At 47.0% G+C, this 26,716-nt stretch carries 25 protein-coding genes and 6 pseudogenes; 23 read left to right on the top strand and 8 right to left on the bottom strand.

Annotation, left to right across the window (positions count from 1 at the left end; all coding sequences use genetic code 11):
* The first annotated feature begins 2 nt into the window (after positions 1–2).
* The 4 genes and pseudogenes from catE (at position 3) to cyoE (ending at position 3,696) form a co-directional block, all read left to right on the top strand.
* Entirely contained in the window at positions 3–860 is an 858-nt protein-coding gene (gene catE / locus AXI59_RS02445) for a catechol 2,3-dioxygenase (RefSeq protein ID WP_061527280.1), read from the top strand.
* Between the two features lie 118 nt (positions 861–978).
* Positions 979–1,896, top strand: a complete 918-nt coding sequence (locus AXI59_RS02440) for a helix-turn-helix domain-containing protein (protein ID WP_061527279.1) — start codon at positions 979–981, stop codon at positions 1,894–1,896.
* 128 nt (positions 1,897–2,024) lie between these two features.
* Positions 2,025–2,306: pseudogene (locus AXI59_RS20120) on the top strand (MFS transporter); the annotation flags it as partial.
* Between the two features lie 448 nt (positions 2,307–2,754).
* Entirely contained in the window at positions 2,755–3,696 is a 942-nt protein-coding gene (gene cyoE / locus AXI59_RS02430) for a heme o synthase (protein WP_061527278.1), read from the top strand.
* A gap of 37 nt (positions 3,697–3,733) precedes the next feature.
* Here cyoE and AXI59_RS02425 read toward each other — a convergent pair whose 3' ends face one another.
* Positions 3,734–4,285, bottom strand: coding sequence for a PadR family transcriptional regulator (locus AXI59_RS02425; RefSeq protein WP_061527277.1), 552 nt, complete (start codon positions 4,283–4,285; stop codon positions 3,734–3,736).
* Between the two features lie 206 nt (positions 4,286–4,491).
* On the opposite strand from AXI59_RS02425, the gene AXI59_RS02420 reads away from it, so the two are divergent.
* The 4 genes from AXI59_RS02420 to bstA all read left to right on the top strand — a co-directional run bounded on the left by AXI59_RS02420 (position 4,492) and on the right by bstA (position 7,138).
* Positions 4,492–5,094, top strand: coding sequence for an NAD(P)H-dependent oxidoreductase (locus tag AXI59_RS02420; protein ID WP_061527276.1), 603 nt, complete (start codon positions 4,492–4,494; stop codon positions 5,092–5,094).
* Positions 5,085–6,176, top strand: a complete 1,092-nt coding sequence (locus AXI59_RS02415; RefSeq protein ID WP_061527275.1) for an acyltransferase family protein — start codon at positions 5,085–5,087, stop codon at positions 6,174–6,176. The genes AXI59_RS02420 and AXI59_RS02415 overlap by 10 nt, the downstream gene beginning before the upstream one ends.
* A 112-nt stretch (positions 6,177–6,288) precedes the next feature.
* Complete coding sequence (locus AXI59_RS02410; protein WP_061520351.1) at positions 6,289–6,561, top strand: ribonuclease inhibitor Barstar; 273 nt, start codon at positions 6,289–6,291, stop codon at positions 6,559–6,561.
* Between the two features lie 34 nt (positions 6,562–6,595).
* Positions 6,596–7,138, top strand: coding sequence for a bacillithiol transferase BstA (gene bstA / locus AXI59_RS02405; RefSeq protein WP_061527274.1), 543 nt, complete (start codon positions 6,596–6,598; stop codon positions 7,136–7,138).
* Here bstA and AXI59_RS02400 read toward each other — a convergent pair.
* Positions 7,098–8,428, bottom strand: a pseudogene (locus AXI59_RS02400) (MFS transporter); the annotation flags it as partial. The gene bstA and the pseudogene AXI59_RS02400 overlap by 41 nt on opposite strands.
* A 105-nt stretch (positions 8,429–8,533) precedes the next feature.
* Between AXI59_RS02400 and mprF the strand changes: the two are divergent.
* The 3 genes and pseudogenes from mprF (at position 8,534) to AXI59_RS02385 (ending at position 12,747) form a co-directional block, all read left to right on the top strand.
* A complete protein-coding gene (gene mprF, locus AXI59_RS02395; protein WP_061527273.1) occupies positions 8,534–11,107 on the top strand; it encodes a bifunctional lysylphosphatidylglycerol flippase/synthetase MprF in 2,574 nt (857 codons plus the stop codon).
* A gap of 96 nt (positions 11,108–11,203) precedes the next feature.
* A pseudogene (locus tag AXI59_RS02390) lies at positions 11,204–12,086 on the top strand (PhzF family phenazine biosynthesis isomerase).
* Between the two features lie 76 nt (positions 12,087–12,162).
* Positions 12,163–12,747: a nitroreductase family protein gene (locus AXI59_RS02385; RefSeq protein WP_061527272.1), complete on the top strand. Its 585-nt coding sequence runs from the start codon at positions 12,163–12,165 to the stop codon at positions 12,745–12,747.
* Between the two features lie 38 nt (positions 12,748–12,785).
* Here AXI59_RS02385 and AXI59_RS02380 read toward each other — a convergent pair whose 3' ends face one another.
* The 3 genes and pseudogenes from AXI59_RS02380 to AXI59_RS02375 all read right to left on the bottom strand — a co-directional run bounded on the left by AXI59_RS02380 (position 12,786) and on the right by AXI59_RS02375 (position 14,109).
* Positions 12,786–12,977, bottom strand: coding sequence for a YfhD family protein (locus AXI59_RS02380; RefSeq protein ID WP_003155508.1), 192 nt, complete (start codon positions 12,975–12,977; stop codon positions 12,786–12,788).
* A gap of 68 nt (positions 12,978–13,045) precedes the next feature.
* Positions 13,046–13,156, bottom strand: coding sequence for a YfhE family protein (locus AXI59_RS19075; protein WP_003155504.1), 111 nt, complete (start codon positions 13,154–13,156; stop codon positions 13,046–13,048).
* A 30-nt stretch (positions 13,157–13,186) separates the two neighbouring features.
* A pseudogene (locus AXI59_RS02375) lies at positions 13,187–14,109 on the bottom strand (TIGR01777 family oxidoreductase).
* Positions 14,110–14,201: 92 nt separating this feature from the next.
* Between AXI59_RS02375 and recX the strand changes: the two are divergent.
* The 3 genes and pseudogenes from recX to AXI59_RS02360 all read left to right on the top strand — a co-directional run bounded on the left by recX (position 14,202) and on the right by AXI59_RS02360 (position 16,642).
* Positions 14,202–14,993 (top strand): recombination regulator RecX, encoded by a 792-nt coding sequence (gene recX, locus AXI59_RS02370; protein WP_061520356.1) that lies wholly within the window; start codon positions 14,202–14,204, stop codon positions 14,991–14,993.
* Between the two features lie 6 nt (positions 14,994–14,999).
* Entirely contained in the window at positions 15,000–15,314 is a 315-nt protein-coding gene (locus AXI59_RS02365) for a YfhH family protein (RefSeq protein ID WP_061520357.1), read from the top strand.
* 139 nt (positions 15,315–15,453) lie between these two features.
* A pseudogene (locus AXI59_RS02360) lies at positions 15,454–16,642 on the top strand (MFS transporter).
* A 134-nt stretch (positions 16,643–16,776) separates the two neighbouring features.
* Here AXI59_RS02360 and AXI59_RS02355 read toward each other — a convergent pair.
* Positions 16,777–16,929 carry a small, acid-soluble spore protein K gene (locus AXI59_RS02355; RefSeq protein WP_061520358.1) on the bottom strand — a complete coding sequence of 51 codons (153 nt, stop codon included), beginning with the start codon at positions 16,927–16,929 and terminating at the stop codon, positions 16,777–16,779.
* Positions 16,930–17,052: 123 nt separating this feature from the next.
* Here AXI59_RS02355 and AXI59_RS02350 point away from each other — a divergent pair, with 123 nt between their 5' ends.
* The 6 genes from AXI59_RS02350 (at position 17,053) to AXI59_RS02325 (ending at position 23,073) form a co-directional block, all read left to right on the top strand.
* A complete protein-coding gene (locus AXI59_RS02350; RefSeq protein WP_061520359.1) occupies positions 17,053–17,322 on the top strand; it encodes a YfhJ family protein in 270 nt (89 codons plus the stop codon).
* A 135-nt stretch (positions 17,323–17,457) separates the two neighbouring features.
* Positions 17,458–17,991 carry an SH3 domain-containing protein gene (locus AXI59_RS02345; protein ID WP_061527271.1) on the top strand — a complete coding sequence of 178 codons (534 nt, stop codon included), beginning with the start codon at positions 17,458–17,460 and terminating at the stop codon, positions 17,989–17,991.
* A 101-nt stretch (positions 17,992–18,092) separates the two neighbouring features.
* Positions 18,093–18,401 carry an SdpI family protein gene (locus AXI59_RS02340; protein WP_420806826.1) on the top strand — a complete coding sequence of 103 codons (309 nt, stop codon included), beginning with the start codon at positions 18,093–18,095 and terminating at the stop codon, positions 18,399–18,401.
* Positions 18,394–19,254, top strand: coding sequence for an alpha/beta fold hydrolase (locus AXI59_RS02335; RefSeq protein WP_061527270.1), 861 nt, complete (start codon positions 18,394–18,396; stop codon positions 19,252–19,254). The genes AXI59_RS02340 and AXI59_RS02335 overlap by 8 nt, the downstream gene beginning before the upstream one ends.
* 216 nt (positions 19,255–19,470) lie before the next feature.
* Positions 19,471–20,451 carry a glycosyltransferase family 2 protein gene (locus AXI59_RS02330; protein ID WP_061527269.1) on the top strand — a complete coding sequence of 327 codons (981 nt, stop codon included), beginning with the start codon at positions 19,471–19,473 and terminating at the stop codon, positions 20,449–20,451.
* A 36-nt stretch (positions 20,452–20,487) separates the two neighbouring features.
* Positions 20,488–23,073 (top strand): YfhO family protein, encoded by a 2,586-nt coding sequence (locus AXI59_RS02325; protein ID WP_061527268.1) that lies wholly within the window; start codon positions 20,488–20,490, stop codon positions 23,071–23,073.
* On the opposite strand, the gene AXI59_RS02320 is transcribed toward AXI59_RS02325, so the two are convergent.
* Positions 23,070–24,053, bottom strand: a complete 984-nt coding sequence (locus AXI59_RS02320) for a metal-dependent hydrolase (RefSeq protein ID WP_061527267.1) — start codon at positions 24,051–24,053, stop codon at positions 23,070–23,072. The two genes, AXI59_RS02325 and AXI59_RS02320, sit on opposite strands and share 4 nt — an antisense overlap.
* Positions 24,054–24,277: 224 nt before the next feature.
* On the opposite strand from AXI59_RS02320, the gene mutY reads away from it, so the two are divergent.
* Positions 24,278–25,372: an A/G-specific adenine glycosylase gene (gene mutY, locus AXI59_RS02315; protein ID WP_061520365.1), complete on the top strand. Its 1,095-nt coding sequence runs from the start codon at positions 24,278–24,280 to the stop codon at positions 25,370–25,372.
* Here mutY and AXI59_RS02310 read toward each other — a convergent pair.
* Positions 25,363–25,587, bottom strand: coding sequence for a hypothetical protein (locus AXI59_RS02310; protein WP_061520366.1), 225 nt, complete (start codon positions 25,585–25,587; stop codon positions 25,363–25,365). The two genes, mutY and AXI59_RS02310, sit on opposite strands and share 10 nt — an antisense overlap.
* An 85-nt stretch (positions 25,588–25,672) precedes the next feature.
* On the opposite strand from AXI59_RS02310, the gene fabL reads away from it, so the two are divergent.
* Together fabL and AXI59_RS02300 are read left to right on the top strand one after the other, a co-directional pair.
* A complete protein-coding gene (gene fabL / locus AXI59_RS02305; protein WP_061520367.1) occupies positions 25,673–26,425 on the top strand; it encodes an enoyl-[acyl-carrier-protein] reductase FabL in 753 nt (250 codons plus the stop codon).
* An 85-nt stretch (positions 26,426–26,510) separates the two neighbouring features.
* Positions 26,511–26,663, top strand: a pseudogene (locus tag AXI59_RS02300) (gamma-type small acid-soluble spore protein); the annotation flags it as partial.
* Positions 26,664–26,716 lie beyond the last annotated feature (53 nt).

Below are 26,716 nucleotides of genomic sequence, written 5' to 3'. Positions count from 1 at the left end.
AAATGACCGGCATTCATAAAGATACAACAATCGGTTATGTCAAACTGACGATCAAAAGCCTAGAGCGCTCGCTCGCCTTTTACCAACATGTGATCGGCTTTCAGGTCGTCTCACAAAGGGATCATACCGCAGAATTATCGGCTGACGGAAAACAAGTGCTGCTGGTGCTTGAAGAAAACCCGAGTGCCGTCGTCCTGCCTGAACGAACAGTCACCGGCCTTTACCATTTTGCGATTCTTCTTCCTGACAGGAAAGAACTCGGCATTGTGCTGGCCCGGCTGATCGAAAACGGCATTGCGCTCGGTCAGGGTGATCATGCCGTGAGTGAGGCCCTTTATCTGTCTGACCCGGACGGAAACGGCATTGAAATTTACGCCGACCGTCCCCGCAGCACGTGGCGGCGCGATTCTGAGGGCAACTATGTCATGACGACAGCGCCCGTCGATGTCGAAGGACTGCTCGAAGAGGCCGGAGCTGAGCGGGAAAGCCGGCTGCCGGAAGGAACCGTCATCGGCCATATTCATCTGCATGTCACTGATTTACAGGAAGCAAAAGCCTTTTACACCGATGTACTCGGCTTTGACATTGTCGGCAATTACGCAGGCATGTCCGCCTTGTTTATCTCGGCAGGAGGCTATCATCATCATATCGGCCTGAATATTTGGGCCGGAAAAAACGCGCCGCCGAAACCGGCGAACGCCAGCGGACTGGACTATTACACCATCGTGCTGCCGCATCCGGAAGAGCTGTCAAGGGTGACAAAAGCGCTGACAGATGCCGGCTATCCGATTGAAGAAAAACAAGAAGGCATATTCGTCAAAGATCCGGTTTCCGGGGCGCATATCGCGTTTACACTATAAAATAAAACACCTTGCTGCTTACATGCGCAAGGTGTTTTATTTTTCTGAAATTTTCTTGAAAAGGACCGGGAAAGAGGATAATCTGAGATAAAAATGCTTGGCCTAAGGAGGAGTATCATTGAATTGGAACCAGCTTATTTCAGGTAAAATCGCGTTAAACCAATATGTACACCATGCAAAAGAAAATGGGGCGGCTTTTCATATTCATTATTGGGGAGCTATGCCGAAGCATTATAATAATCTTATCCATAAGCACTCCTTCTTTGAAATCACCTTTGTCGTCAGCGGAAAAGGCCAATATGAAGAAGGAGAAAAAACGTATCCTCTCCAAGAAAATACGATATTTGTCACCCGTCCCGGCGTTATCCACCAAATCAAAAGCGAAACGGGCTTAAGCCTTCTTTATGTCGCCTTTGAATTAATCGGCCCTGCCTCAAGTGAGGAGTGGATCAGGGTGATCGAAGAAGTCAAACAGACAGCCGAAGCCGTCATCCCCGTCAAAGAGGATGAGCCGGCCGTATTGCTTTGGAAAACATTAATGCTGCAAGCGGCCCGCCCCGGTCAGGCATTTGGAAAAGAAATTCTGACAAGTATGGCCTGCTCGCTTATTTTGACATTGCTGCAAACCGCAGCTCCCCTGCCGCCTCTCATTTCTCATCAGGAATCAATCGAAACATCTTCTGCTCTGCTTACGCAAGTCAAACTTCATATTAAAGACAATTTATCGCAGCCGTTTCTGCTGGCCGGCGTCTCAAGCCACTTTCATATCTCGGGCCGCCATCTGTCCAGGCTGTTTGTATCGGAAACGGGCGTCAGTTATTCCGACTTTGTCCGGCATGAAAGGGTGAAACAAGCGGCTTCCCTGCTTAAATCAACGGACTTGTCCATTAAACAGATTGCCGAAGAGGTCGGTTTGACCATCCACTATTTTACGAGAGTGTTCAAGGCGCAGATGGGCAGCTCTCCCGGACAGTTTCGCTCTCTATATAAAAAGACGAATGTCACAGTCTATCAAAAAGAGCAGCCGGGCCTCTAACATGTCTCGAAAGGGCAAAAACATGTCTCCATAATATAAAGACGAGAGAGCGCGGCTTCCATTATAATTCTCATAAGCAATCAAGAAAGCGTTTGCAAAATCCGGCCGCAAGGAGAAAGGAAAATTCTATGAACAAGGGTGAGTTTCACATGGAAAAAAAGAAGCAGGCGATTGCTGATCAAAAGGTTCTGAGAATGATGACACTTGTGTCGACCTTCGGCGGGCTTCTTTTCGGATATGACACAGGCGTTATCAATGGCGCTTTGCCTTATATGTCGAGTAAAGAACAGCTGAATCTTAACCCGTATACAGAAGGTCTTGTCGCAAGCTCGCTTTTATTGGGGGCCGCATTCGGCGCCATGGCCGGCGGCAGGCTGTCAGACCGGTACGGGCGCCGCAAGACGATTCTCCGGCCGGATGAATTGATGTACGAAGTGCAGGGAAAACCGGCACAAAAGCTCATCAGAGGCATGCCGTATTTAGATGAACTGTGCCTTGCCGAAGAGCGGATGGGGGCTCTTTACACAGAAGGGTTGTCAGAGGCGTGGTCAAATATTTATTTGAAGTTCGCGATCGCGATAGATGTGAAAAACCGCGGTGACACTGACGCGCTGGAGCAGCTGATTTATCCTGATATAGAGGCGGGAATCAACGGCATCCCCTGGATTGAGAATTGTGTCAGTTCCGCAGATCAGGGAGCGGTCTGGGTTGATTTTAAATAGAAAAGAAAGAAGCCGAATTCCCGGGAATTCGGCTTCTTATATTTTAATATTTACAATAATGTGAAAAATAAACAAAAAGAATTGTCATCTCTGATTCTTCCTGCTATGATGGGCGAAAAAAGGGAGAACCCAAAATATGAATTCAAATGCAGTTCGGACAGAACAGCACAACAACGAACCGGCCCGGGTGACCGTCAAGGACTTTATCCTTCTTGCCAAACCGGGAATTATCATATCAAATTCACTCGCCGCATTAGTCGGGTTTTGGATCGCGTACGTAAGCTCTGGCACAACAGGCGATGGTAACATTCTCGTCACCATGCTCATTGCGATGATCGGGACGGCGTTTGTCATGGCGTCAAGCACCGTCTTTAACAACTGCTTTGACCGAAACATGGATGCCAAAATGGCGCGAACCCGCAATCGCGCATCCGTTACCGGAAAAATTCCGCCGGCGGCGATTATCACATTCGGAACCTGTCTGGGTGCTGCCGGACTGGGCATGCTCGCCTCACTCAACATATTGACCGCCATCCTCGGGCTGAGCGCTTTTTTATTATATGCAGTCGTCTATACGCTTTGGTTTAAGAGACATTCTGTATGGAGCACATTCATCGGCAGCTTTCCCGGTGCAGCCCCGCCATTGATTGGGTATTGCGCGCTGACGGGGTATATCGACATGCCGGCGGTGATCTTGTATGCCATCATGTTTTTGTGGCAGCCGCCGCATTTTTGGGCGATCGGAATCAGGCGAAAGGAAGAATACAGGGCCGCGGGCATCCCGCTTTTGCCGGTGATAAAAGGCAACCGCATGACAAAAATAAAAATGATGCGCTATATTCTGATTTTGGCTGCCGTTACGCTGCTTGTGCCTTTTTATGTGCACGTCAGTCCGTTTTACGCGGTATCTGCTTTGATACTCGGGGCCATTTGGGTGTATAAGGGTATCCGCGGCTTTACATCAGCCGATGATATTCAATGGGCGAAGGGGATGTTTATCTATTCGATCGTCTATTTCAGTTTATTGTTTATGATCATGATGGCTGATTCGTTGATCACCGTATTTTTCATGTCGTAAAAAAAGCGGCTCATTGCTGAAGAGCCGCCCGCGTTGTTTATGCTTCTTTGATGAGAGCCAAAATGTGCTCAAGCCAGGATATATAATTCCGTTCACGTTCAAGCGCTTTCGTCAGCACGAGATAATGGCCGAAATCCGGTGAGGAAAACGATTTGGCCCTCTCAGAGGATGCCATCAGCTCATCATAACTGTTTTCCAGATCAGACAGTTTCAGCTTTCGCTTTTGCAGCTGGTCCGTGAATAAATCATCCGCTTCCTCTTTCGTTAAAGCCGAAATAAAATAGGCCTTCAGCATAAATTCATCCTTGACCGTTTCCGGAATCGGCTCCTTTTTCGTCAGCCAGGCAGCAAGTTCACGCTTTCCGCTTTCGGTCAGCGTGTACATTTTTTTCTCCAGCTTCGTCCCTTGAATCGCCGTCCGAAACGTAATAAATCCTTCGTCCGTCAGCTTTTTTAATTCGGGGTAAATCTGGCTGTGCTTCGCGCTCCAAAACTGGCCCAGCTCTTCTTTAAAATAGCTCGTTATATCATATCCGCTCAATTCGCCTTTTCGCAAAAGCCCTAAAATCGCGTATTTTAAAATTCTCATGATGTCCTCCAAGCCAACTCATTTGACAGTTAGTATACCATAGGAAGTTCTGAAACGCAGAAGACCATTACATTCCGTCGGCTTTCAGGAGACAGCGGTGAGCAGCAGGTTAAGATACAGGGGATCTTCAAGACCATGTGCTTACCTCTTTTATATGACATAATGATATAATCATTGTAAAAATATAAAAATACTGGGAGGGCCATATGAACACGGTGATTGTTTACGCAAATCCGGATCAGAACAGTTTCAATGCTGCTATTCTGAAATATGTCAAAATGGCATTAAAGGACAGCGCCCAAAAGTATACGGTTATTGATTTATATGCCGATCAATTTGATCCCGTCCTGCGGTACGGCGGAGAGAAAAGGCGGTCTGACATGAGCCGGGACGCTGAAACAAAGAAATACCGGAAGCTGATGAAAGAGGCGGATCATCTCATTCTCATTTACCCGCTGTGGTGGGGAGGCGTGCCGGCGATTTTAAAGGGCTTTTTTGACAGGGTGCTTGTCGCCGGGGAAGCCTACACATTTGAAAGCGGCCGCGTAAAAGGATTGCTCACCGCAGAGACAGCCCAGGTCTTTTATACGGCGGACTCTCCGAACTGGTACTTAAAATGGTTCCGGAAAAACGCGGACTGGATTACGTTAAAAAAAGGCATTTTGCAATTTTGCGGCATTCAAAAAGTTGAGCGCAATCTGTTCTCAATTGTAAAGGACAGCTCACCCGAAATTCGGGAGAAGTGGCTGCGCCAAACATACGCCAAAGTCCGCCGTGCTTGTGAAAAAGGGGCCGCACTATGCAAATAAAAGAAATCTTCGTCATTCGCTGTCTGTCTTGTTTAAGTGTCGTCCTGCTTCATGTCGTCACGATGGTGCTGATGATTCAAGAGGAAGCCGTCTCAGAAATCGCTCACACTGTAGATTCGTTTCGGACGCTTTTGATGTTCAGCACGCCCGCGTTTATCTTTATCTCGGAATTTCTGCTTGCACGCTCTTATCCGGAAGGCGTTCCCGCAGGGTTTTTAAAGAAAAGGGGGAAGGTCATTTTTGTGCCGTTTCTGTTTATCGCCGCGCTTGATGCGATTTTGATGAAAAGTATAATGGAGGAAGAAAGCGGTTTTATTTCGTTTGTCAGAAAATTCTTAGAAAATGTGTTTTTAGGCAACTTTATCGGTTACTTCATCCTCGTGATTTTTCAGTTTTATATTCTCCACATGCTGCTGCACGGCTGGCTGAAAAAAACGTCTCCCGTATTGGTGCTGTCCGCTTCTTTTGTCATCAATGCCGTGTATTTGACCTATTTTTCATTCATTCAGCCGCCGTCATCAGCCGGGTTGGATTCAATATTTCCGTTCTTTTGGGTGCCCTTTCCGGGCTGGCTTTTCTACTTTTGCCTGGCCTTTTACTGCGGCAAGGAATATAAACGCTTTTTGGCGCTGATCAATCAATACCGCTATGCCGTATATTTAAGTGCCGTCATATCGGCTGTATTAATCGTTGCAGTTTCATATGTTAACAGCGAAGGAACGATTTCCTCAAAACGTCCGGACATTATGATTTACGCGGTCAGTATCATCTTTCTCTGCTTTCATCTCTTTTCAAAGCTGAAAAGGGTGCCTGCGGTTGTGATGTTCATCAGCAGCTATTCTTTTTCCATCTATCTGCTTCACACTTACTTTTTAATCTTAGGCTATCTGCTGGAGGGCTATCTACAGTCCCTTTCCTTACCGGCGGCCATCCTCCTGCTTTTTGCGATCTGCACGGGAGGCCCCATTTTAGTGTCATGGATATTGAATAAGTTTACATACGGGTATCTGTTTGTCGGGAAAATTTATCAGCCGAAACAGATCCGTAAAAACACGGAGGCGCATCGAGGTCACACAGGCTGAAAGACCCGCCGTTCTCGCTTATACGGATTGGAGAGTGCGTATACAACATCCGCCACTCTCTCAGAAGAAGATGCTAAACTGATAGAGTGAGAAAAAGAGAAAGGAGACAGCCATGAACAAAGCAGTCATTAATGGGGAACAGATCAGAGATATGAGCGACCTTCACCAGGCATTAAAACAAGAACTCCGCCTTCCCGAATACTACGGTGAGAACCTTGACGCCTTATGGGATTGTCTGACCGGATGGGTTGAGTACCCGCTCGTGTTGGAGTGGAGGCAATTCGAACAAAGCAAACGGCATACAGGGGACGGGGCCGAAGCGGTGCTGCAGGTTTTTCGTGACGCAAAAGCGGAAGGCTGCGACATTACCATCTTACTTTCTTAATCGTCTATCAACGCTTATAGAGGGAGGAAACAATATGAAAACAGAGAATCTGAAGTTTCCGATAGGAGAATACAAGCCGGCCGAATTCATTTCAGCCGAACAGAGACAGGAGTGGATCAATACTTTGGAGCATGCGCCGGCGAAGCTTGAACATGCGGTCATCGCAATGTCAGACAGCCAGCTTGATACGCCGTATCGTGATGGGGGGTGGACTGTCCGCCAAGTGGTTCATCATATGGCTGACAGCCACATGAACGGTTATATCCGTTTTAAATTGAGCTTAACCGAGGAAGAGCCGGCGATCCGCCCGTATGATGAAAAATGCTGGGCTGACCTCCATGATTCCAAAACGGCAGATTGCGGAGCTTCCATCGAGCTGTTAACGATTTTGCACAAAAGATGGGCCGATCTGCTGCGCTCCATGACTGATGCCCAATTTAAACGTACATTTTTCCATCCTGCAACGAAAGAGACGACAACACTCGAGAATGCGCTCGGTTTATATGTCTGGCATTCTGAGCATCACATCGCTCATATTACGGAACTTTCCCGGCGGATGGGCTGGCATTTGTCTTAGATGATGCCGGTTTGCGAAAAAACGCCAGAATACAGGCCGGCACAATCGTGCATAACGAAATAACGGCGGCTGCGGCATAGAGATGATGATAGCCGCTTGCGACGCTTGCTTCAACGGCATCGGCCGCCGCTTTTTTGACGGCGGGGAAGGGGAGTCGGCTGACCTGTTCCTGTACGGATGAAAGCCCGCCTCCGATATCTGGCATGTGTGCTTGATCTGCCGGAATGCCGTTTTTGTCTAAGCGGTTTCTGATGTCATCTCCGATCCGATCAAAGCCGGCTGTAATGAAGCCGGCATAGAGGGTCGGAGCGAGCGTCAGGCCGACCTGCCTGACCAGTGACAGCGTACCCAGCGCCGTTCCTTTAGTCGCACCGGCAGCCTCAGATACAAGCACGTTCAGCGGCGCCCCGAGCAAAAAGCCGAACCCGATCCCCGCAATGACACTTGCGATAACAAACTCCCATTTCTCTGTTACCCACAATGGAAATAAACTGAAGCCGGCGCCTGCGATCAAGCCTGATAAAACGGCTGAGAAAACCGGGCCTTTTTTATCGGTCAGCGCTCCGCCCAGCCATGCGCCGATGCCTGATGCCAAGGCAAGCGGCGTCATCCAATAACCGGCTTTTTCCGCAGAAACGTGCAGATATTGCTCTGCATATGACGGAATAAAAATGACCGCAGCAAGCAGTCCTCCCGACAAAAATCCGATCACAAGCGTCCACTGAAATACTTTGTTCTGAAGAAGCGAGTAAGCGAGAATCGGATCACCTCCCCGGCTTTCGACCCGCTTTTCATACCGCAGCAAAGAAAAAAAGAGAAGCACGCCGGCCGCGATAAATCCGAATACCTTTACATTCCCCAAGCTTTCCAAAAGAGTAGCTCCGTTAAGATTCGTAATGCCGATCATGCAGGACAAAATGGCGAGAGACAGCATCATCGCGCCGATAAAATCAAGCCTTTTTGTTTCAGGCTCTTTCGTTTCAGCAATAAACAATCCGCCGAACACAACCAATCCAGCGGCAATCGGCAAATTAATCAAAAACAGCCAATGCTACGACCCGCTTCAATCAAGCAAAAAACTGCCGATATTAGGGTCATCGCTCCTAACAGCCCGAGCGCTTTTCCCTGTTTTTCCTTCGGCAGCACCGCGAGAATATGTGAGCTGCCGATAATGAAAATCCCGCCCCCGCCAAGGGCTTGAATCAGCCTTGACGCTAAAAACATCGGAAAGCTCTGGCTGAGTGCGACAAGCAATGAGCCGAACCCGAACAGCCCGACTTTGAGAAAGAAAGTTACAGACGAGTTTTGTTTGTATAGGAGGTGGTAGTGTATAATATGTTGGAGATTATTGGGGGAATTATAATAAAAATAGCTTTTATATGATTGGAGAGAACATTGCTGACTAAAAAAAATGCCTTATCGATATTAAAAGTGTTATTTCCTATTGCCGTTTTGCTTTTAGTCATTTATCAATCAAAGAAGGAATTGACGGACCTTTCCTTTAAGCGCACGCTTTACATTATTAACGGCATCGAGCGGTATGACCTGTTTATTCTCGTTGTGCTCGGCTTGCTTGCGGTCAGTGCGATGTCCTTTTATGATTTTGTGCTGAAACGCACGCTGCGCCTCGACATACCGAACTGGAAAGTGTTCAGGGTATCCTTTATCGCCAATTCCTTTAACAACGTGCTTGGGTTCGGCGGTCTGGCGGGTGTCGGACTGCGGACGATGCTTTACAAGGAGCATACGAAGGATGTTAAAGGTTTGGTCACAGGCATCGCCTGGCTCACGTCATCAGCGCTCCTCGGCCTGTCCGTCTTCAGCATACTGACCCTCGCAAGAGTGCTGCCGGTTGAAGAAATTACCGGGGAAAAGCCGTGGATGTGGATCGTCGTAGCCGGGGTGGCGCTTATTGTGCCGGCCGCCTTGATCGCCGCAATAATCAACAATAAAAAAGCGGCGGGAGAAGATGCTGAAGCAAAGCCGAGGCATCCGGTCTTTTCTTACATCGGCGCTTCGTTTGCCGAATGGTTTGCGGCAGCTGTCGTGATGTATTACTCGCTGCTTGTAATGGGTATACAGGCTGATGTCCGCCATGTGTTCGGCGTATTTGCTATCGCGGCCATCGGCGGAATCATCAGCCTTGTGCCGGGGGGATTGGGCTCGTTTGATTTGCTGTTTCTGCTCGGCATGCAAAACATGGGCTACCCGCAGGAGGCGGTGGTGACATCCATCGTGATTTACCGTATCGTGTATTCGTTTATTCCGTTTGTATTCGGGCTGTTCTTCGCGGCCGGTGACTTGACGGAAAATACGCTGAAGCGGCTGGAAACGAATCCGCGCATGGCTCCGGCCGTTGAAACGACAAACGTGCTCTTAGTGCTTCAGCGCGCCATTTTAATCAGAGTGCTTTACGGCTCGTTATCGCTGATCGTATTCGTATCAGGACTTGTAGTGCTTGCTTCTGTTGCATTGCCGATCGACAGGGAGACAGTCATTCCCCACATTCCGCACCCGGCGCTGCTTGCATTTAACGGCCTGTCCTTAAGCGCGGCATTGATCCTTTTGATCCTGCCGATTGAATTATACAAACGGACGAAGCGCTCTTATTCAATGGCGGTTACTGCGCTTGTCAGCGGATTTGTTTTCAGCTTTTTAAAAGGAATGAATATCAGCGCCATCTTTATTTTGCCGGTCGTCATCGTCTTGCTTATGCTGATGAAACGGCAGTTTATCAGAGAGCAGGCATCCTATACGCTCGGCCAGATGGTATTTGCGGCCGCTCTGTTTATCGTCGCGCTGTTTAACTACAACATCATCGCGAGTTTTATCTGGGATAGAATGAACAGGCTGCTGCGCCACGATTACTTCGTCCATAACAATTCGCACATTACATATGCGACCATTACGGCCATTGTCGTTGTGCCGCTGTTTTTCTTCATTTTTACGATGGTTTATCATAAAAGGTCGAAGCCGATCGGTGAAGAAGCAGATCCTGAGCGGCTGAAGTCATTTCTGGCGGAGGAAGGCGGAAATGCGCTCAGCCATCTCGGATTCTTAGGAGACAAGCGGTTTTATTTCTCAAGCGACGGCAAAGCGCTTTTACTGTTCGGGCAAATTTCCAGAAGGCTTGTGGTGCTCGGCGATCCGTCAGGACAAAAAGAATCCTTTCCGCTCGTCATTGAAGAATTTTTGAACGAAGCGCATAAGCAAGGCCTGACTGTCATGTTTTATCAGATCGAACGGGAAGACATGGGATTGTACCACGATTTCGGCTATAACTTCTTCAAGCTTGGAGAAGAGGCCCTTGTCAATATGGATGCCTTCACTCTGTCAGGAAAGAAAAAGGCGGGGCTGAGGGCGATTAACAACAAATATGACCGTGAAGGCTATACGTTCCATGTGGACGATCCCCCGTTTTCATCCGAGTTTATCGCCAAGCTGAAAGACATTTCAGATGAATGGCTCGGACCGAAAAAAGAGAAGGGCTTTTCTCTCGGCTTCTTTGACCGGGACTATTTGGAACAGGCGCCGATTGCTTATATGAAAGACGCTGAAGGGGAGATCATCGCGTTTGCGAATCTCATGCCGATGTATCAGGAAGGCGAGATATCAGTCGACCTTATGCGATATCGGAAAAACGCCCCTAACGGCATTATGGACGCGCTCTTTATCCGTCTGTTCCTTTGGGCGCAGGAAAAAGGCTATACCACCTTCAATATGGGTATGGCGCCTTTGTCAAACGTAGGAACGGCCAATACGTCCTTCTGGTCGGAAAGAATCGCAGCCGTTATATTTAACAATGTCCGGTACATGTACAGCTTCAGCGGACTGAGGGCGTTTAAAGAAAAATATAAACCGGAGTGGCGCGGAAAATACTTGGCATACCGTAAAAACAGATCGCTGTCCGTCACAATGATCCTCGTCACCCGTCTCATCGGAAAAAATAAAGTAAAAAGACGCCGGTAAAAAGGCGTCTTTTTTTGTCTTTTGATTAACTGAAAATTCTAATTATATTCTGTTATACTGGATAAAGCGGCGATAAGGAGAAAGGATGGCTGATGTATGAAGCAGGCAACCGTATTACAATATGAAGCATTTACTGATGTGCCTAAAATGGGAAATCCGGCGGGAATTGTCTTGACGGGGACGGTTATTCAGATGAGGAGATGCAGCGGATCGCCAATATGGCCGGATACAATGAAACATCGTTTCTCTGCAAAAGCACGGCAGCCGATGTGAAAATCCGCTACTTTACGCCCGGCCGCGAAATGAATTTATGCGGCCATGCTACCGTTGCTTCTCTCTATGCATTAATTGAAAAGGGAAGGCTTCAGTCCGACCAAACATACACCATCGAAACGAAAGCGGGCATTCTTCCCGTGGAAGCTTCTGAACGTGTCGGGCGGATGTATATCACGCTCGAACAGGCTTCTCCTCAATTTCTGCCATTTACGGGGGACAAAGAAAAACTGGCGGCCTCGCTCCGCATCACGGCTGCGGACTTTCATGATCAGCTTCCGATTGTATATGGCTCAACGGGTATTTGGACACTGATCGTTCCGTTAAAAACACTTGAAGCCTCACAAGGTATGGTGGCGGACAACAAACAATTTCCGGATATTCTGCACGACCTTCCGAAAGCAAGCGTTCATCCGTTCTCAATTGAAACGGTTCATCCGGAGAGTGATCTGCACGGGCGTCACTTTTCTTCCCCGTTTTCGGGTACGGCGGAAGACCCGGTTACGGGAACAGATCCGGCGTCATGGGGGCATATATGAGAAAATACGGAGGTTCGGATGCTGCCACGCTGACGGTCGAACAAGGCCAAGAAATCGGCAAAGAGGGAAAAGTGGAAATTAATATTAGTGAGGAAAACGGAGAGGCCAAAATAAAAATGACGGGAACTGCGGTTTATGCCGAATCAATCCATCTTCAGCTGCCATAACGGTTTACAAAAAGCCGTGCTTTCCGTTATATTATAAATGATAATCATTTTCAATTGAATAGGAAGGTGAATCGGCATGCCGAAAACCGAACAATTACACCAAAACTCAAGTCTTAAAAACACCATCAGAAACAGAAGATCCATTCGGTCATTTAAACCGGAAACCGTATCTGCTGATGTCATATTAGATTTGCTGGAAACCGCAGTCTACGCCCCAAACCACAGACTGACAGAACCGTGGCGTTTTATCTATGTGGCAAGTGAAGCGGGAAAAGAGAAGCTTGCAAACAGCTACGTCTCATTTTTCCGAAAGATTAAGGATGATTTTAACGAGGAAAAAGAACAGAACATGAGAAAAACGCTCGGCGCCGTTCCGGGATTTTTGCTGGTCGTTTTAAAAGAAGATGAAAACGAATTTACAAGAAACGATGATTTTGCGGCAGTAAGCGGCATGATTCAGAACCTTCAGCTGCTCGCTTATGAAAACGGCATCGGAATGGTATGGAAAAGCGGCAGAATCCTTTATGACAAACAAGTGCATCAAGACTTCGGCCTTGCGGACAATGAACGCTTTGCCGCCATCATCCAAACGGGCTATCCCGACGAACAGCCTAAGGCGAAAGAACGGACACCGGCAGGCCGCCTGTTCACAGAGCTTTAAAAAAATCCCCGTCTCATAAAAAGGCGGGGATTTTGTCATTAGCGTGTTTTGCTTTTGGCTCTGTTGTCAGCGGCTTTCATCCGCGCCTGTGCTTCGCGGTCGGCGGAATCAGCAAGCTCGCTTGAATATTCCTCATATGTGCCGTCAGTCTCGCGTTTCAGAGCGTCAGGAACTTGAGGAAGCTTTTGTTTGTTTTTATCACGGTTTTTGTGAGTATGATTTCTGCCCATATCAAATGCCCCCTAAAAAGTGATATCAAACAAACATAGTATTTGTCATACCGGGATGTTTATACGGCTTACTTCCGCTTGGCTGCTCTTTCCGCCTTTTTGAATTCACCGGAATAAAGAACTTCCTGCATTTTTTTCAAGTTGGCTCCCTGCTGATGTTTTTCGCGCTTCTTTTCCATAAAAGAAGACCTCCTTCAAACAGAATACCATTAGGATTGGCTTTTATTACCGTTTTTATGCAGTAATAGCTCTTTTAAAACGAAATCAAGCTCTGCATACATAAATCGAAAACCGGCCGTCATCGCCTGTTTGGGAAGTGCACGCTGTCCTTTTACGATCAGCAGGCTCATGTCACCCAATGCCTTAGTCAAAAAGAATTCAGGAACGGGAATCCAGTGAGGGCGGTGCAGGACGCTTGCGATCGTTTGCCCGAACTGTTTCATTTCAACGGGATTGGGTGACGTGACATTCATCGGTCCGCAGATCTCGTCATGCTCCGCCGCATAGGAGATGAGTTCAGCCGCATCTTCCACATGAATCCATGACAGCCATTGGCGTCCAGAGCCGATCGTACCTCCCGCAAATAACTTATAAGGAAGAACCATCAGCGGTAAAGCCCCTTTTTCGCCGAGCATCACACCGAATCTGGCATACACCGTCCTGATGCCGAGCGCCTCTATTTTTGGCCTTCCCGCTCCCACATATGAGCAGTATGGCTGAGAAAGTCTTCATTAGACGCGGGAGATTGCTCAGTGAACGTTTTGTCCCTGCTTGTGCCGTAGATGCCGGCCGCGCTCGCCTGAATCAGCGTATGCGGTTTTTCCGGCTGGTGCTGAATGAGCCGTCTGACTTCCCTTGTCGCTTCAACGCGGCTTGAGATGATTTGTTCTTTCGTGCTGTCCGTCCAGCGGTCAAAGATGGATTTTCCGGCAAGGTTCACCCATATATCAATAGGGGAAAGCTCGCGCTCAGGCGCCGCATTCTCAGCCAGCCATTGAATATATGTCACATTTTTTTGTTCGGTTTCTTTCTGTTTTCTTGATAAAATAAAGACATGATGTCCCTTGCGGGTAAACACATCTGTCAGAGGCCGTCCGAGAAAACCGGTGCCGCCTGTCATCGCGATATTCATATCCATCTCTCCTTACACATGTATAGATACACTTTACCTCATTTCATAAAAAGAAAAACGCCTGAACACCGCGGGCGGGAAAGGAGACCGGGATGCCGTTTATTACGAAAATATCGACGCAAAAGAAAAATACCGAACGCTTTAACATCTTTCTCGATGAGAAATACGCATTCAGCGTTGACGCGGATGTGCTCGTCCGCTTTGATCTGAAAAAAGGAAAAGAAGTGGACGAGCTTGACATCCTTGAAATCCAGCACGGCGATGATGTGAAAAAAGCCTTTAACCGCGCAGTTGAATTTTTATCGTACAGGATGCGCTCAGAAAAAGAAGTGAGAGACCATTTGAAGAAAAAAGAAACACCGGACACGGTGATTGCCGAAGTCATCCGCAAGCTGTACGATTACAGCTATTTAAATGACAAAGAGTTCGCCGAGGCTTATGCGAGCACCCACAAAAAAACAAACGGCAAAGGGCCTGACGTTCTGTTCCGTGAGCTGAAAACGAAGGGGATAGACGACGATACCATTAAGGAGACGCTCAGCGCATTCACAGTCGATGAACAGATTCAAGAAGCGCTTAAACATATCGGGAAAGTTCTAAAAAAAGATAAAAAGCTGTCAACGAAAGAGATAAAGCAGCGGGCGCAAATGCAGCTGCAGCGAAAAGGCTTCTCCTTCGACGTCATCAATGCGGCTTTGGAGCAGACCGAATACGAAAATGATGACGAAGCTGAAATGGAAGCCTTGAAGGCGCATGCCGAAAAGGCGATTCGTAAATATCGCTATGACGGTTCATATGAAAGCGGAATGAAGGTAAAGCAATACTTATTCAGAAAAGGATTTTCGCTTGATAACATTGACCAATTTTTGCAGGAAGAGGAGTAAGCCTACATGGAAAAACGATACAGCCAAATGACGCCTCATGAATTACAGACAGAAATCGCAGGACTGACTGAACAAGCAAGAAAAGCAGAACAGATGGGCATTGTAAACGAGCTGGCGGTGCTTGAACGGAAAATCACGATGGCAAAAGCCTACATGCTGAACCCGGAAGATTTCATTCCCGGCACGGTGTATCAAATAGACGGATCGAACGATACATTCCATATCGAATATGTAAACGGTGTTTTTGCTTGGGGCTGCAGAACTTCGTCACCGGATCAGGAAGAGGCGCTGCCGATTTCCGTTTTACAAGAAAAAAGATAACATAAGGGGCCGCTCGGCCTCTTTTTCTATTCAGCACATTCGTTTCAGGTTTTAGTAAAAAATAATTGAATTCGCCTTACATATCTTTTAAGATGGAATTCGTTGTTTTTTATCAAAAAGGAGGCGATTTGCGTTGAATATCAAAGTGAAGCAGCCATCTGTTAAATTAATCATCTTTGTGTTAATGATTTGTACCTTTTCCATCGGGTATACGGAATATGCTGTCATGGGTATTCTGACGTCGATTGCCGATGACTTTCATATACATGTATCTTCTGCGGGCATGCTTGTAACAGCCTATGCGGCAAGCGTCTGCCTGACAGATCGTAACGATTTTTGCAGTCAAACTGCCGAGAAAACCGGTGCTCCTCGGATTGATGGGCATCTTCGTCCTCGCGAATCTAATGAGCGTTTTCGCGCCTAACTTTGCTGTTTTGGCGATTTCCAGAGTTTTATCCGCTTCAATCCACGGGGCATTTTTTGCGATTGCCATGGTATTTGCAAGCGAGATGGTGCCGCCTGAAAAACGCGCGGCGGCAGCGGCTTCTATGAACGGCGGTTTAACAGTGGCACTGATGCTGGGCGTTCCGTTCGGCTCCTACTTAGGCGATGCGCTTAACTGGAGAGCTGTCTTTTCCATTATTACCGTCTTGGGCATTATCGGATTTATCGGCCTGATGATGACCGTTCCGAATCGAAAACCGAAAGTGATTCCGATGTTGATGAATGAATGGAGTGTTTTTAAGCATAAGCAAGTGATCTATTCCTTTGCCATCACCATTCTGGGTTATTCAGGCGTGTTTATTGCTTACACGTTCATCGAACCGATTCTCAGAAACTCAGCCGGATTCGGCACAGTCGGCATCACGGGCGCTCTCTTTGCTTACGGCCTGGGTGGTGTGGCAGGTAATTTCTTCGCGGGAAAAGTGCCGCTCCAGTTGCTGACGCGCACGATGATCGGCGTCATGATCGGCTTAATCGGCGTATTGGCGATCTTCCCGTACGTTGCTGTCTTTCCTGCCGCAGCCGTATCAGCGACATTTTTATTCGGCGCATGCGCATTCGGCACGCCGCCGCTTTTACAGACGAAGGTGATTTCATCATCTGAAAGCGGCACAACCATTGCCGCGGCGGTGAGCGTTTCCGCGTTTAACCTTGCCAACGCGCTTGGCGCGTGGATCGGGGGATTGATTCTGAGCGGAACAGGATCTTACTCATGGCTGTTTGCCGGCGGCGCGCTGATGACGGCGCTCGGCCTTGTGCTCTCAACCTTCGCCCATCAGTCAGAGAAAAAAGACGTATACGAATACCAAGTTCATAAAGGGTAAAAAAAGCTTGCCGGTGATGTCTGTCCGGCAAGCTTTTTCAGCCTTGTTTGTATTTTAGCGGCATCATGACTTGAAGAGTGTTTTTTATCACAAAAAGAGACCGGGACACAATCCCAGTCTCATCACTGTTTTTCTTATCGTCTGCCGGACGCCCTCATCCGCTCTTGCGGGTGCGTATTCGTCGATCCGTCCGCACGTTTCGAAGCGAAGTCATCCTTTGCCCGCGGTTCGCCTTCAAACTTATTATTGTTTTGATTAGGAAATCCTTTTGCTTTGTTCCGGACCATTTGTTTTCCCCCTCGGCCAATATCAAAAGGTTGCGCCTTCTGAACTGAAGACGTAAAGTTAGTATATGCCTATGACAAGCTGTGTAAAAGCAGCAGGTTTTCCCAAGGAAAGGAGACAGAGACATGAATACATATATCGATAAACTGACGAATTTGCTGCTTGAGAAAAATGAAATGCTCAGCTATTTACAAGCACGGACTTGGGTTGAGCTTTTATGGGGAGATTTCGAAGCGACTTATGCAAAAGCGGGACGCCCTTATCAAGGAGAGCAAATGACAGAACGAGTCGTCAAGGAATGGATCGAATCATACGGCAGCAAGCTTCACATGTTCCAAAGCATGCGGGAAGACGTTTCTCATTATTTGGACCAAAGCAGGGGGCTCCTGCATTAATATAAAATGTCGGTCCGCCGGATACATCCGGCGGGTTTTTTTCATGTTTTACAAAAGATATGGGAAAATCATGTTTGATGACTCGCTGAATGTGGAAACGTTTAATAACTTGTTAAATAGCGGGGAGGAACCGAAATGAACATGAAAAAAGGGTTAACCGCATTTATTCCAGCCGCCGGACTATGCTTATTTTTAGCGGCAGGCACCGTCTTTTTTGATCCGGCAGCAAATGCAGCAGCGAATCAGCAAACAAAAATAGACAGCACGGCAGGTACATATATCATCAAAGCAGGAGAACTCAACGTCCGCACAGAACCAAATACACAAGGGCGGATTTTAGGAACGCTCCGCTCAGAGGATGCCGTAAAGATTAAGCAATTTAAAGGCGCAGACTGGGCCAAGATTGAATATAAAGGGCAGGAAGCCTATATCTCAACTCATTTTCTGATGAAACAGCCGGTGAAGGCAGTAACGGCGAAACAAACCGCTTTTTATTCACCGACCTTGGAAAGCGGAAAAACCGATTCCATTAAAGCCGGTGAAACGGTGACGCTGCTCGGCTGGGGATTCAGTGAGGACGGCGGATTTGACCGTAATTGGGCGTACGTGACATACGGCGGAAAAGCAGGCTACGTGAAAACTGCGGATGTAAGCCGATTAAGTAAGTAGGCAGGCGCATTGCCTGCTTTTTTTCTGAAACAATTTCCCTTTCCTTACGTAAGAATGAAAAAGGAGATGGACATATGATCGGTTTTATCTGAGGCATGCTGATGGCGGCCGCGGGCGTCTTGGTCAAATGCTTTCCCCCGAGGTCGATAAACAGCTTGTACGGCTATCGGACGAGGCGCTCCATGTCGAGCGGAAGCCAATGGAAAGAAGGGAATCGCTTCAGCGCGAGCCTGATGATTATATTCGGTCTGTTTGCGGCGGCTGCGGGGATTGCCAGTGAAAGATTCATTCCATTCAATCAGCCCTTCAGCCTGATCCTTCAGGTCACTTATTTGGCCGCAGCCTGTGCACTGACCATTTCAATGACAGAAAGAAGACTGAAAAACAGGGGAGGAGAGCGGAATGAATGACATCACCTTTCAATTTATAGAAACGAACGGCATTACGCTGCACGTTGCTTCAGCCGGCCCGAAAGACGGCCCTTTGGCTGTGCTTTTGCACGGGTTTCCGGAATTTTGGTACGGCTGGAAGAACCAAATCAAACCGCTTGCGGACGCCGGATATCATGTGGTTGTGCCCGATCAGCGCGGCTACAATCTCAGTGACAAACCGGTCGGAATCGGACATTATGTGATTGATGCGTTAAGAGATGACATCATCGGACTGATCACGCATTTTTCTTTAGAAAAAGCCATTGTGATCGGACATGATTGGGGAGGAGCCGTCGCTTGGCATTTGGCGTCCACACGGCCGCAATACGTTGAAAAACTGATTGCAGTCAATATTCCGCATCCGGCGGTTATGCGGAAGGTCACTCCTTTCTATCCGCCGCAATGGAAAAAAAGCTCCTACATTGCTTTTTTTCAGCTCCCTGAAAAGCCCGAGCGCAGATTATCAGAAGACAATTACCGCGTATTGGATCACGCTATCGGCTTATCTGAACGCCCGTCGCTCTTTTCTTGTGAGGATGTTCAGAAATACAAAGAAGCCTGGGGCAGAAAAGGCGCGCTCACGGCCATGCTTAACTGGTACAGAGCGATCAGAATCGGCGGCTTAGGTTCAGCCGTGCCGATTGCAATGCCTATCCCGTACCGGTTAATCTGGGGCATGAATGACCGCGCATTAAGCAAAAAACTCGCCAAAGAAACAAAAAGACAGATTCCAAACGGCGAATTAATTTTTATCGACGATGCCTCTCATTGGGTAAACCACGAAAAACCAGACATCGTCAACCATCTGATTCACGAATATCTGCAACGATAAAGTCTGTATGCCGTACAGACTTTTTCTTTTTTTTCTCATATCTGCAGGAAAACATGACAAAATAAAAATATATAACCATGAAGTGAAAAATTTATCATTCACTGTAACAAAAAAAAGGTTTAAACGACTTTAAAAAAAGGAATAGCCTAACTGAAGTTTTGCGGACAATTCCTTTAGGGCCATATTAAAAAAGAATAATACAAAGAAGGTGCCTTCATGAAACAAGGGTTAATCTCAATTATTATTCCGTCTTACAATGAAGGAAACAATGTCAAACTCATTCATGAATCGTTAAAGAAAGAGTTTCAAACGATTCACTATGACTATGAAATTTTCTACATCAACGACGGAAGCGCGGATGACACACTTCAGCAAATAAAAGAACTGGCCGCAAGAAACCATCGGGTCAAATACATATCCTTCTCCCGTAACTTCGGGAAAGAAGCTGCTATTTTGGCAGGCTTCGAGCACGTGCAGGGCGAAGCGGTTATCGTGATGGATGCGGACCTGCAGCATCCGACGTATCTGCTCAAAGACTTCATTCAAGGCTATGAAGAAGGGTATGACCAAGTCATTGCCCAGCGCAATCGAAAAGGGGACAGCCCTGTGCGTTCTGTGCTTTCCTCACTTTATTATAAATTTATTAACAAAGCGGTTGAGGTTGATTTGCGTGACGGTGTAGGAGATTTCCGCCTGTTGAGCAGGCAGGCCGTAGACGCCCTCCTGAAGCTGAGTGAAGGGAACCGTTTTTCAAAAGGGCTGTTTTGCTGGATCGGATTTGATCAGAAAATCGTTTTTTATGAAAATGTCGAGAGGCAAAACGGCACCTCAAAATGGTCGTTCAGCAATCTGTTCAACTACGGAATGGACGGCGTCGTTTCCTTTAATAACAAACCGCTGAGAATCTGTTTTTTCACCGGCATTCTGATTTTACTATTGTCGATTGTTTACATTGTGGCCACCTTTATTCACATTCTTACAAATGGGGTGTCTGTACCGGGCTATTTTACGATTATTTCCGCCGTGCTGTTTTTGGGAGGCATCCAGCTTTTGAGCCTCGGCATTATCGGGGAATATATCGGCCGGATTTATTATGAAACAAAAAAACGCCCGCACTATTTAATTAAAGAAGCGAATATCACATACGGAGATCAAAATGAAACGAATTATACAAAAAAGCGCAAGTGGAACCATTGACGCAGCTCCGCTCTGTGCCAAGGCTGGAGATGTTTTATGAAAAAAGCGAATATCATCATGTTTGCGGCCAGTGTGCTCATTGCGGTGCTTGCCCATGTTTTCTTTTTAAAAGAGTGGACGGCCGGGCGCTATATGACGGGCTCGGGAGACGGAATTGCCCAAATGGCCGTGTTCAAAAAACTGCTGTTTGAACAATACATGCATGGCCAGCTGTTTTACAGCTATTCATTCGGACTGGGCGGGGGAGTGTACAGCCAGCTCGGCTATTATTTTTCTACTTCTTTTCTTTTTCTTTGTATCTCTGCCGTTGTCTGCATTTTACAGCTTATTCATTTGACCGGTCAGGCCGACGCACTGTTTTGGGCCCAGGCATCCGTCTTTATCAGCATTGCCAAGCTCAGTTTTATCATCTTCACAGCGGCCTGTGTCTTTCGATATCTCGTCAAACAGCAGGTGCCTGCATTTATCGGCGCCGTTTTGTACGGCGTTTCGATTATCTTCTTCCGGCACGAAGTCTATTGGGACTTTTTCACCGACAGCATGCTGTGGCTTCCGATGCTCGTTTACGGAACAGAAAAAATTATCAGGGAGCAAACGCCCGCGTGGTTTATATTTGCCTGCGCGCTGACCTTGATCAACAATTTTTACTTTGCGTATATTAACCTGATTTTTATCGGCATTTACATTTTATTCAGATGGATGATCCGCCTTGAGGAAACGGAGGCGGGCAAACTTGCCCAATGCAGAATGTTTATTTTATCCGGCTTGCTGGGCTTCGGAATAAGCGCGGTGTCCTTTATTCCTGTCGTGTACGGTTATCTGAATAATCTGCGTCCTAAGTATACACAGTATATTGATTGGCTCGATTTTTCCGATAATATTTTATTCTCAAGCCGGATTATCATACTGCCGGCAATTTTTTTGCTTTTCTTATTTACATTCCCTTTATACAAGTATCGTTTGTTCCGCTTGTTTGCGGGGATCAGCCTGGTTTATATTCTGTTTCATTTCAGTCCGTTCGCAGCAAGCGCCTTTAATGGATTTTCAGCTCCGCAAAACAGGTTTGAATACGTCCTATGCTTTACGGTTGCTGGTGCGGCTGCGGCCGGGCTTTCCAAGCTTTCTGAAGTAAGATTGAAGGATATACTGGTTTCGGCCGTGCTTGCCGTTCTGCTTTATTGGAACAATGTGAGGCGGCACAGCCTGGATATTACCGAGCCGGCCAATTTATCTATTATTCTGCTTCTGGCGCTGACCATTGCGGCTCTTTTGGCCGCAGCGACTGCGGTGAAACGGGGGATGCCGGCCGTTTACGCCATCGTTATCCTGACGGCTGTGCTTACGGCAAATACATATGAAAAGTACGCTTTGTCAGAAGGCGGAAAGCTGTATACGGTGTCAAACGCATTTCTGACAGGTGATGACTATAAAGGCAGTGAGCAATCCGGGCTTATTCAGCGCCTGCAAAAAAAAGACCCGGATCCTTACGCACGTGTGGATTGGATGAACGGCGTTTTCAATAACACGCCGATCATATACGGATTCAACGGATTCAGCGTATACTCCAGCATTTTAAACCGCAATCTGCTGTCTTTTTATTGGAATGACCTTCAAATCGACATGGGCAGAGAAAGCGTCAGCCGCTATGCGACATTAGGGAACCGGGCGAATTTATACAGCCTGCTTTACGGGAAATATTATATGACGGAAAAAACAAACGAAGCCAATGTCCCGTACGGCTTTACAAAAATCATGGAATCTTCCCGCTACGCGGTCTATCAAAATCAATATGTGCTTCCGTTTGTCCGAACAGCCGATCATGTGTATAAGGAGCGCAATCTGGAGAAAGCGCCTGCGCTTGTACGAGAACGGGCGATGCTTGACGGAATCATAACCGAATCCGGAGGAGACAAAATGAAACAAGCCCCGGAGGCGCAGAATTTGATTCGCGATTCAAACGTAACAGCCGAGGGTGCGGATTATCATGACGGCATACTGACGGTAAACAGGGACGGCGGCGGTCTGAACATCACTCCGCATTCGCCATCAAAGACTGCCGGAGATTACTATGTCAGCTTTTATTTGGAAAACAAGGCGAAAGACCAAGGCTTCACATTAAAGGTGAACGGCTACACAACAACGAGAAAATCAAATAAATCCATTTACAAAACTGGTGTCAACGACCTCACCATCAGAGTGCCGAAAACAAAAACAATAAACATCCGTCTGCCGAAAGGAACGTATCAGCTTGACAGTCTGGCGCTGTACGAAGAAAATTACCAGACGCTCAAAAGAGCTTACAAAAAAGCTGAAAAAGAAAAACAGGCTGACATCAGCTGGCGCGGAAATACCCTGCATATCGCGTATCAAAATACCGCCGATGCACCGTATATTATGCTTCCCATTCCTTATGAAAAAGGCTGGGAGCTGACGATTAACGGCAAAAAAGAGCAAATTGAAAAAGTAGATTACGCCTTTATCGGATTTAAGGCGCAAAAAGGGAAAAACGACATTGAATTAACCTATTATCCGCCTTATTTCAAACCGTCTTCAGCCGTTTCCGTCATCAGTCTTGTTCTTGCAGTCATATATGCGAGAAGACAAAAAAAGCCCGGCTCTTAAACAGAGCCGAGCTTTAATTTTTTCTGGAGCTTTTCCTCGCTGAAGATCCAGCCGGTGTAAGAGGAGAGAAGTTCTAAATCATGGCTGAGATGCACGATAGCGACAAAAGGATAGTGGCCTTTGCTGCGATAGCGCAAATCGATAAAACGCACCTCATAATGATCTTTAAAGGTATCAATCTCCCACCTGTACACAGGAGAAAATGAAAGAAAGGCTGCAATGTTTTCATCCTGTTTCGCGGCTTTCATCACATCTGTTTCCGGAACGGGCACCCGGTTGAATGTATCCAATATCACCACGTGGCCGTCAAGGCTTCTGCCGACATAAAAGGCATGCGCCGTCGTCACGGCAATCCGCCACTGCCTGAACTTCATCGTCGGCGAAATAATGATGGTTTCAATATCTTCTTCAATCATTTCACGAAGCCTTCGTTTAATCCGCAGCTGCATCAAAAGCCTGATGACATAATATCCGGCAAGAATGATATACAGCATCAAAAACGTAATGCCCGGATGTCCGCCTATATACCATACGGCAATCGCGGCCAAATGGCTGATGAAAATAAACGGATCAAAGGTATTTATTAAACCGAGCGCCACCCATTTTTTCGAAAAAGGGCGGATGGCCTGCGTTCCGTAAGCATTAAAAATATCGACAAACACATGCAATACGACAGCCAGGAGCGTCCACAGCCACAAATGCAAAAAGTTTGCCTCCGGGTAAAATAAGAACAAAATGCCCGGGATCAAAAGCGACCAAATCAATACAGCGGGAATAGAGTGCGTGAAGCCTCTGTGATTTCGTATATAAACGGCATTATTTTTCAGCTTTAACACAGTATCAATATCAGGTGCCTGAGAGCCCGCAAGCGCTGCGATCATGACTGCCTGAGACATGGGGGTATGCATGCCTACGGCTGGGTCAAGAGTGGCGAGTCCGCCAAGCGCGATGCCCATGACAACGTGAGTGCCAGTATCCATTGGTGACCTCCTTGCAGGTGAAAAAATCAGTGAGCCTGCATATTTCGCATTATAAGATATTCCCCATTTTCTGTTTGCCCAATCATGGCGTGTATCAGCCGTTCTCATATGTTTCCGCTTTTTCTTTATCTTTATTTAATGTAACATATTATCGTGATGTGCCCTTAGTGTACACCAAAAAACAGTTTTAAGAAAAGCGGGACGCGACCATCTGAGGAGAAGATATGAACGCACTTGAAGAAAAAATGAAACAAAAAGACATAGACAAATTTCGTGAGGACTTAATTACATGGTTCGAAAGGGAACAGCGAATTCTGCCGTGGAGAGAAAACCAAGATCCGTATCGGGTGTGGGTGTCAGAGGTTATGCTGCAGCAAACGCGCGTAGAAACCGTCATTCCTTATTTTCAGCGGTTTGTTGAGCAATTTCCGACGGTTCGGGCTCTCGCCGAAGCCGATGAAGAAAAAGTGCTCAAAGCGTGGGAAGGACTAGGCTATTATTCCCGTGTCAGAAATCTGCAAACCGCTGTAAAAGAAGTCAACGAGCAATACGGGGGAGTCGTTCCCGCGGAGGAAAAAGAATTTGGCGGGCTGAAAGGAGTCGGCCCTTATACAAAAGGAGCCGTGCTCAGCATTGCATACAACAAGCCGATCCCCGCCGTAGACGGCAATGTGATGCGTGTCATGTCAAGAATCCTTTCCATATGGGACGATATTGCCAAACCTAAAACAAGAACGATTTTTGAACAGGCCGTGAAGGCATTTATTTCACATGAAAAACCATCTGAATTTAATCAGGGCCTGATGGAGCTTGGAGCCATCATTTGCACGCCGAAATCGCCGTCTTGCCTTTTGTGTCCCGTGCAGCACCATTGCTCGGCGTTTGCGGAAGGAACAGAGCGGGAGCTGCCCGTCAAAAGCAAAAAGAAAAAACCGGGAATCAAAACGATGGCAGCCGTTGTTCTGACAGATGAACAAGGTAAGATCTATATTCATAAACGGCCGTCAAAAGGACTGCTCGCCAACCTATGGGAATTCCCGAACACCGAGACCCAAAAAGGAATAAAAACCGAACGGGAGCAGCTTGCATCATTTTTAGAAAAAGACATGGGCGTAAAAGCGGAAATCGGCGAACTGGAAGGCATCGTTGAACATGTTTTCACTCATCTTGTATGGAATATTTCTGTGTTTTTCGGTAAAGTAAAACAAGTGTCGGATACAACAAAACTGAAACAAGTCATAAAAGAAGAACTCGAGGAATACGCATTCCCTGTTTCCCATCAAAAGATCTGGAAAATGGCGGACAGCGTTCAATCATAGGTGACGCGCGTGCCGTGGCCGTAATCTGCTTCATTCCGTTTCAGCCCGCCGCGCGCTTCGATTTCCTGTACCAGTTCCCGGTATTTGGACTGGCCTTCCTCGTTTAGATACGGCATAATTTGCTGGAAAGCATGATGGAAATAGGCAAGCTCTGAGTCTTTCCAATCTTTTTTTGACATCATGGCCAATTCGCCCATATCACGTCCGACATACATAAAAGAAGACCCCTTTCAACAGTTAATATGCTTTTATTGTTTGTTGAATGCAAAGAACTATACGCAGCAAGGAGCTGAGGAAAAAATGGAACAAAATAAATGCGCACTTATCACGGGAAGCAGCCGCGGAGTCGGCAAAGCCGCTGCCATCAGACTGGCGGAAAAAGGATACAACATCGTTATCAATTATGCCCGCAGCAAAAAAGCGGCATTAGAAACAGCCGAAGAAATTGAAAAGCTCGGCGTAAAAACACTTGTGGTTAAAGCAAACGTCGGACAGCCGGCAAAGATTAAGGACATGTTCCGCCAGATCGACGAAGCCTTCGGCAGACTCGACGTATTCGTAAATAACGCGGCTTCAGGCGTGCTGAGACCCGTTATGGAACTTGAAGAAACGCATTGGGACTGGACGATGAATATTAACGCAAAAGCATTGCTTTTCTGCGCGCAAGAAGCGGCAAAGCTGATGGAAAAAACCGGCGGTGGCCACATTGTCAGCATCAGCTCGTTAGGCAGCATCCGCTATCTTGAAAACTATACAACGGTCGGTGTCTCGAAAGCGGCATTAGAATCATTAACCCGCTATCTGGCGGTCGAGCTTTCTCCGAGAAATATCATTGTGAATGCCGTTTCCGGCGGAGCGATTGATACAGACGCGCTAAAGCATTTCCCGAACAGAGACGAACTGTTAGAAGATGCCCGCCAAAATACACCTGCCGGCAGAATGGTCGAAATTAAAGATATGATCGATACGGTTGAATTTTTAGTTTCTTCAAAAGCGGACATGATCCGCGGGCAGACGATCATTATTGACGGCGGCCGTTCCCTGCTCGTGTAATTTTTTTTAAAAAGATGAATAGCCGGATTGCCTCCTGCACATTCTAATGGGCGTGGAGGTGATAACAATGGCAAACTCAAACTACAGCAAAACAGACGCTCAGCAAGTGAAAAAACAAAACCAACAATCAGCTTCCGGTCAGGGTCAATTCGGCACTGAATTCGGCAGTGAAACTGATGTACAGCAGGTTAAAAAGCAAAACCAATCAGCTGAACAAAACAAACAACAAAACAGCTAATCACTGAAACAGAAAAGCACTTCATCTTCGGGTGGAAGTGCTTTTTTTTTTTT

The sequence above is a fragment of the Bacillus nakamurai genome, assembly GCF_001584325.1.
Classification (GTDB): Bacteria; Bacillota; Bacilli; order Bacillales; family Bacillaceae; genus Bacillus; species Bacillus nakamurai.
Note: the sequence above shows the minus strand (reverse complement) of the source record. Positions and strands in the feature narration are given on the sequence as shown.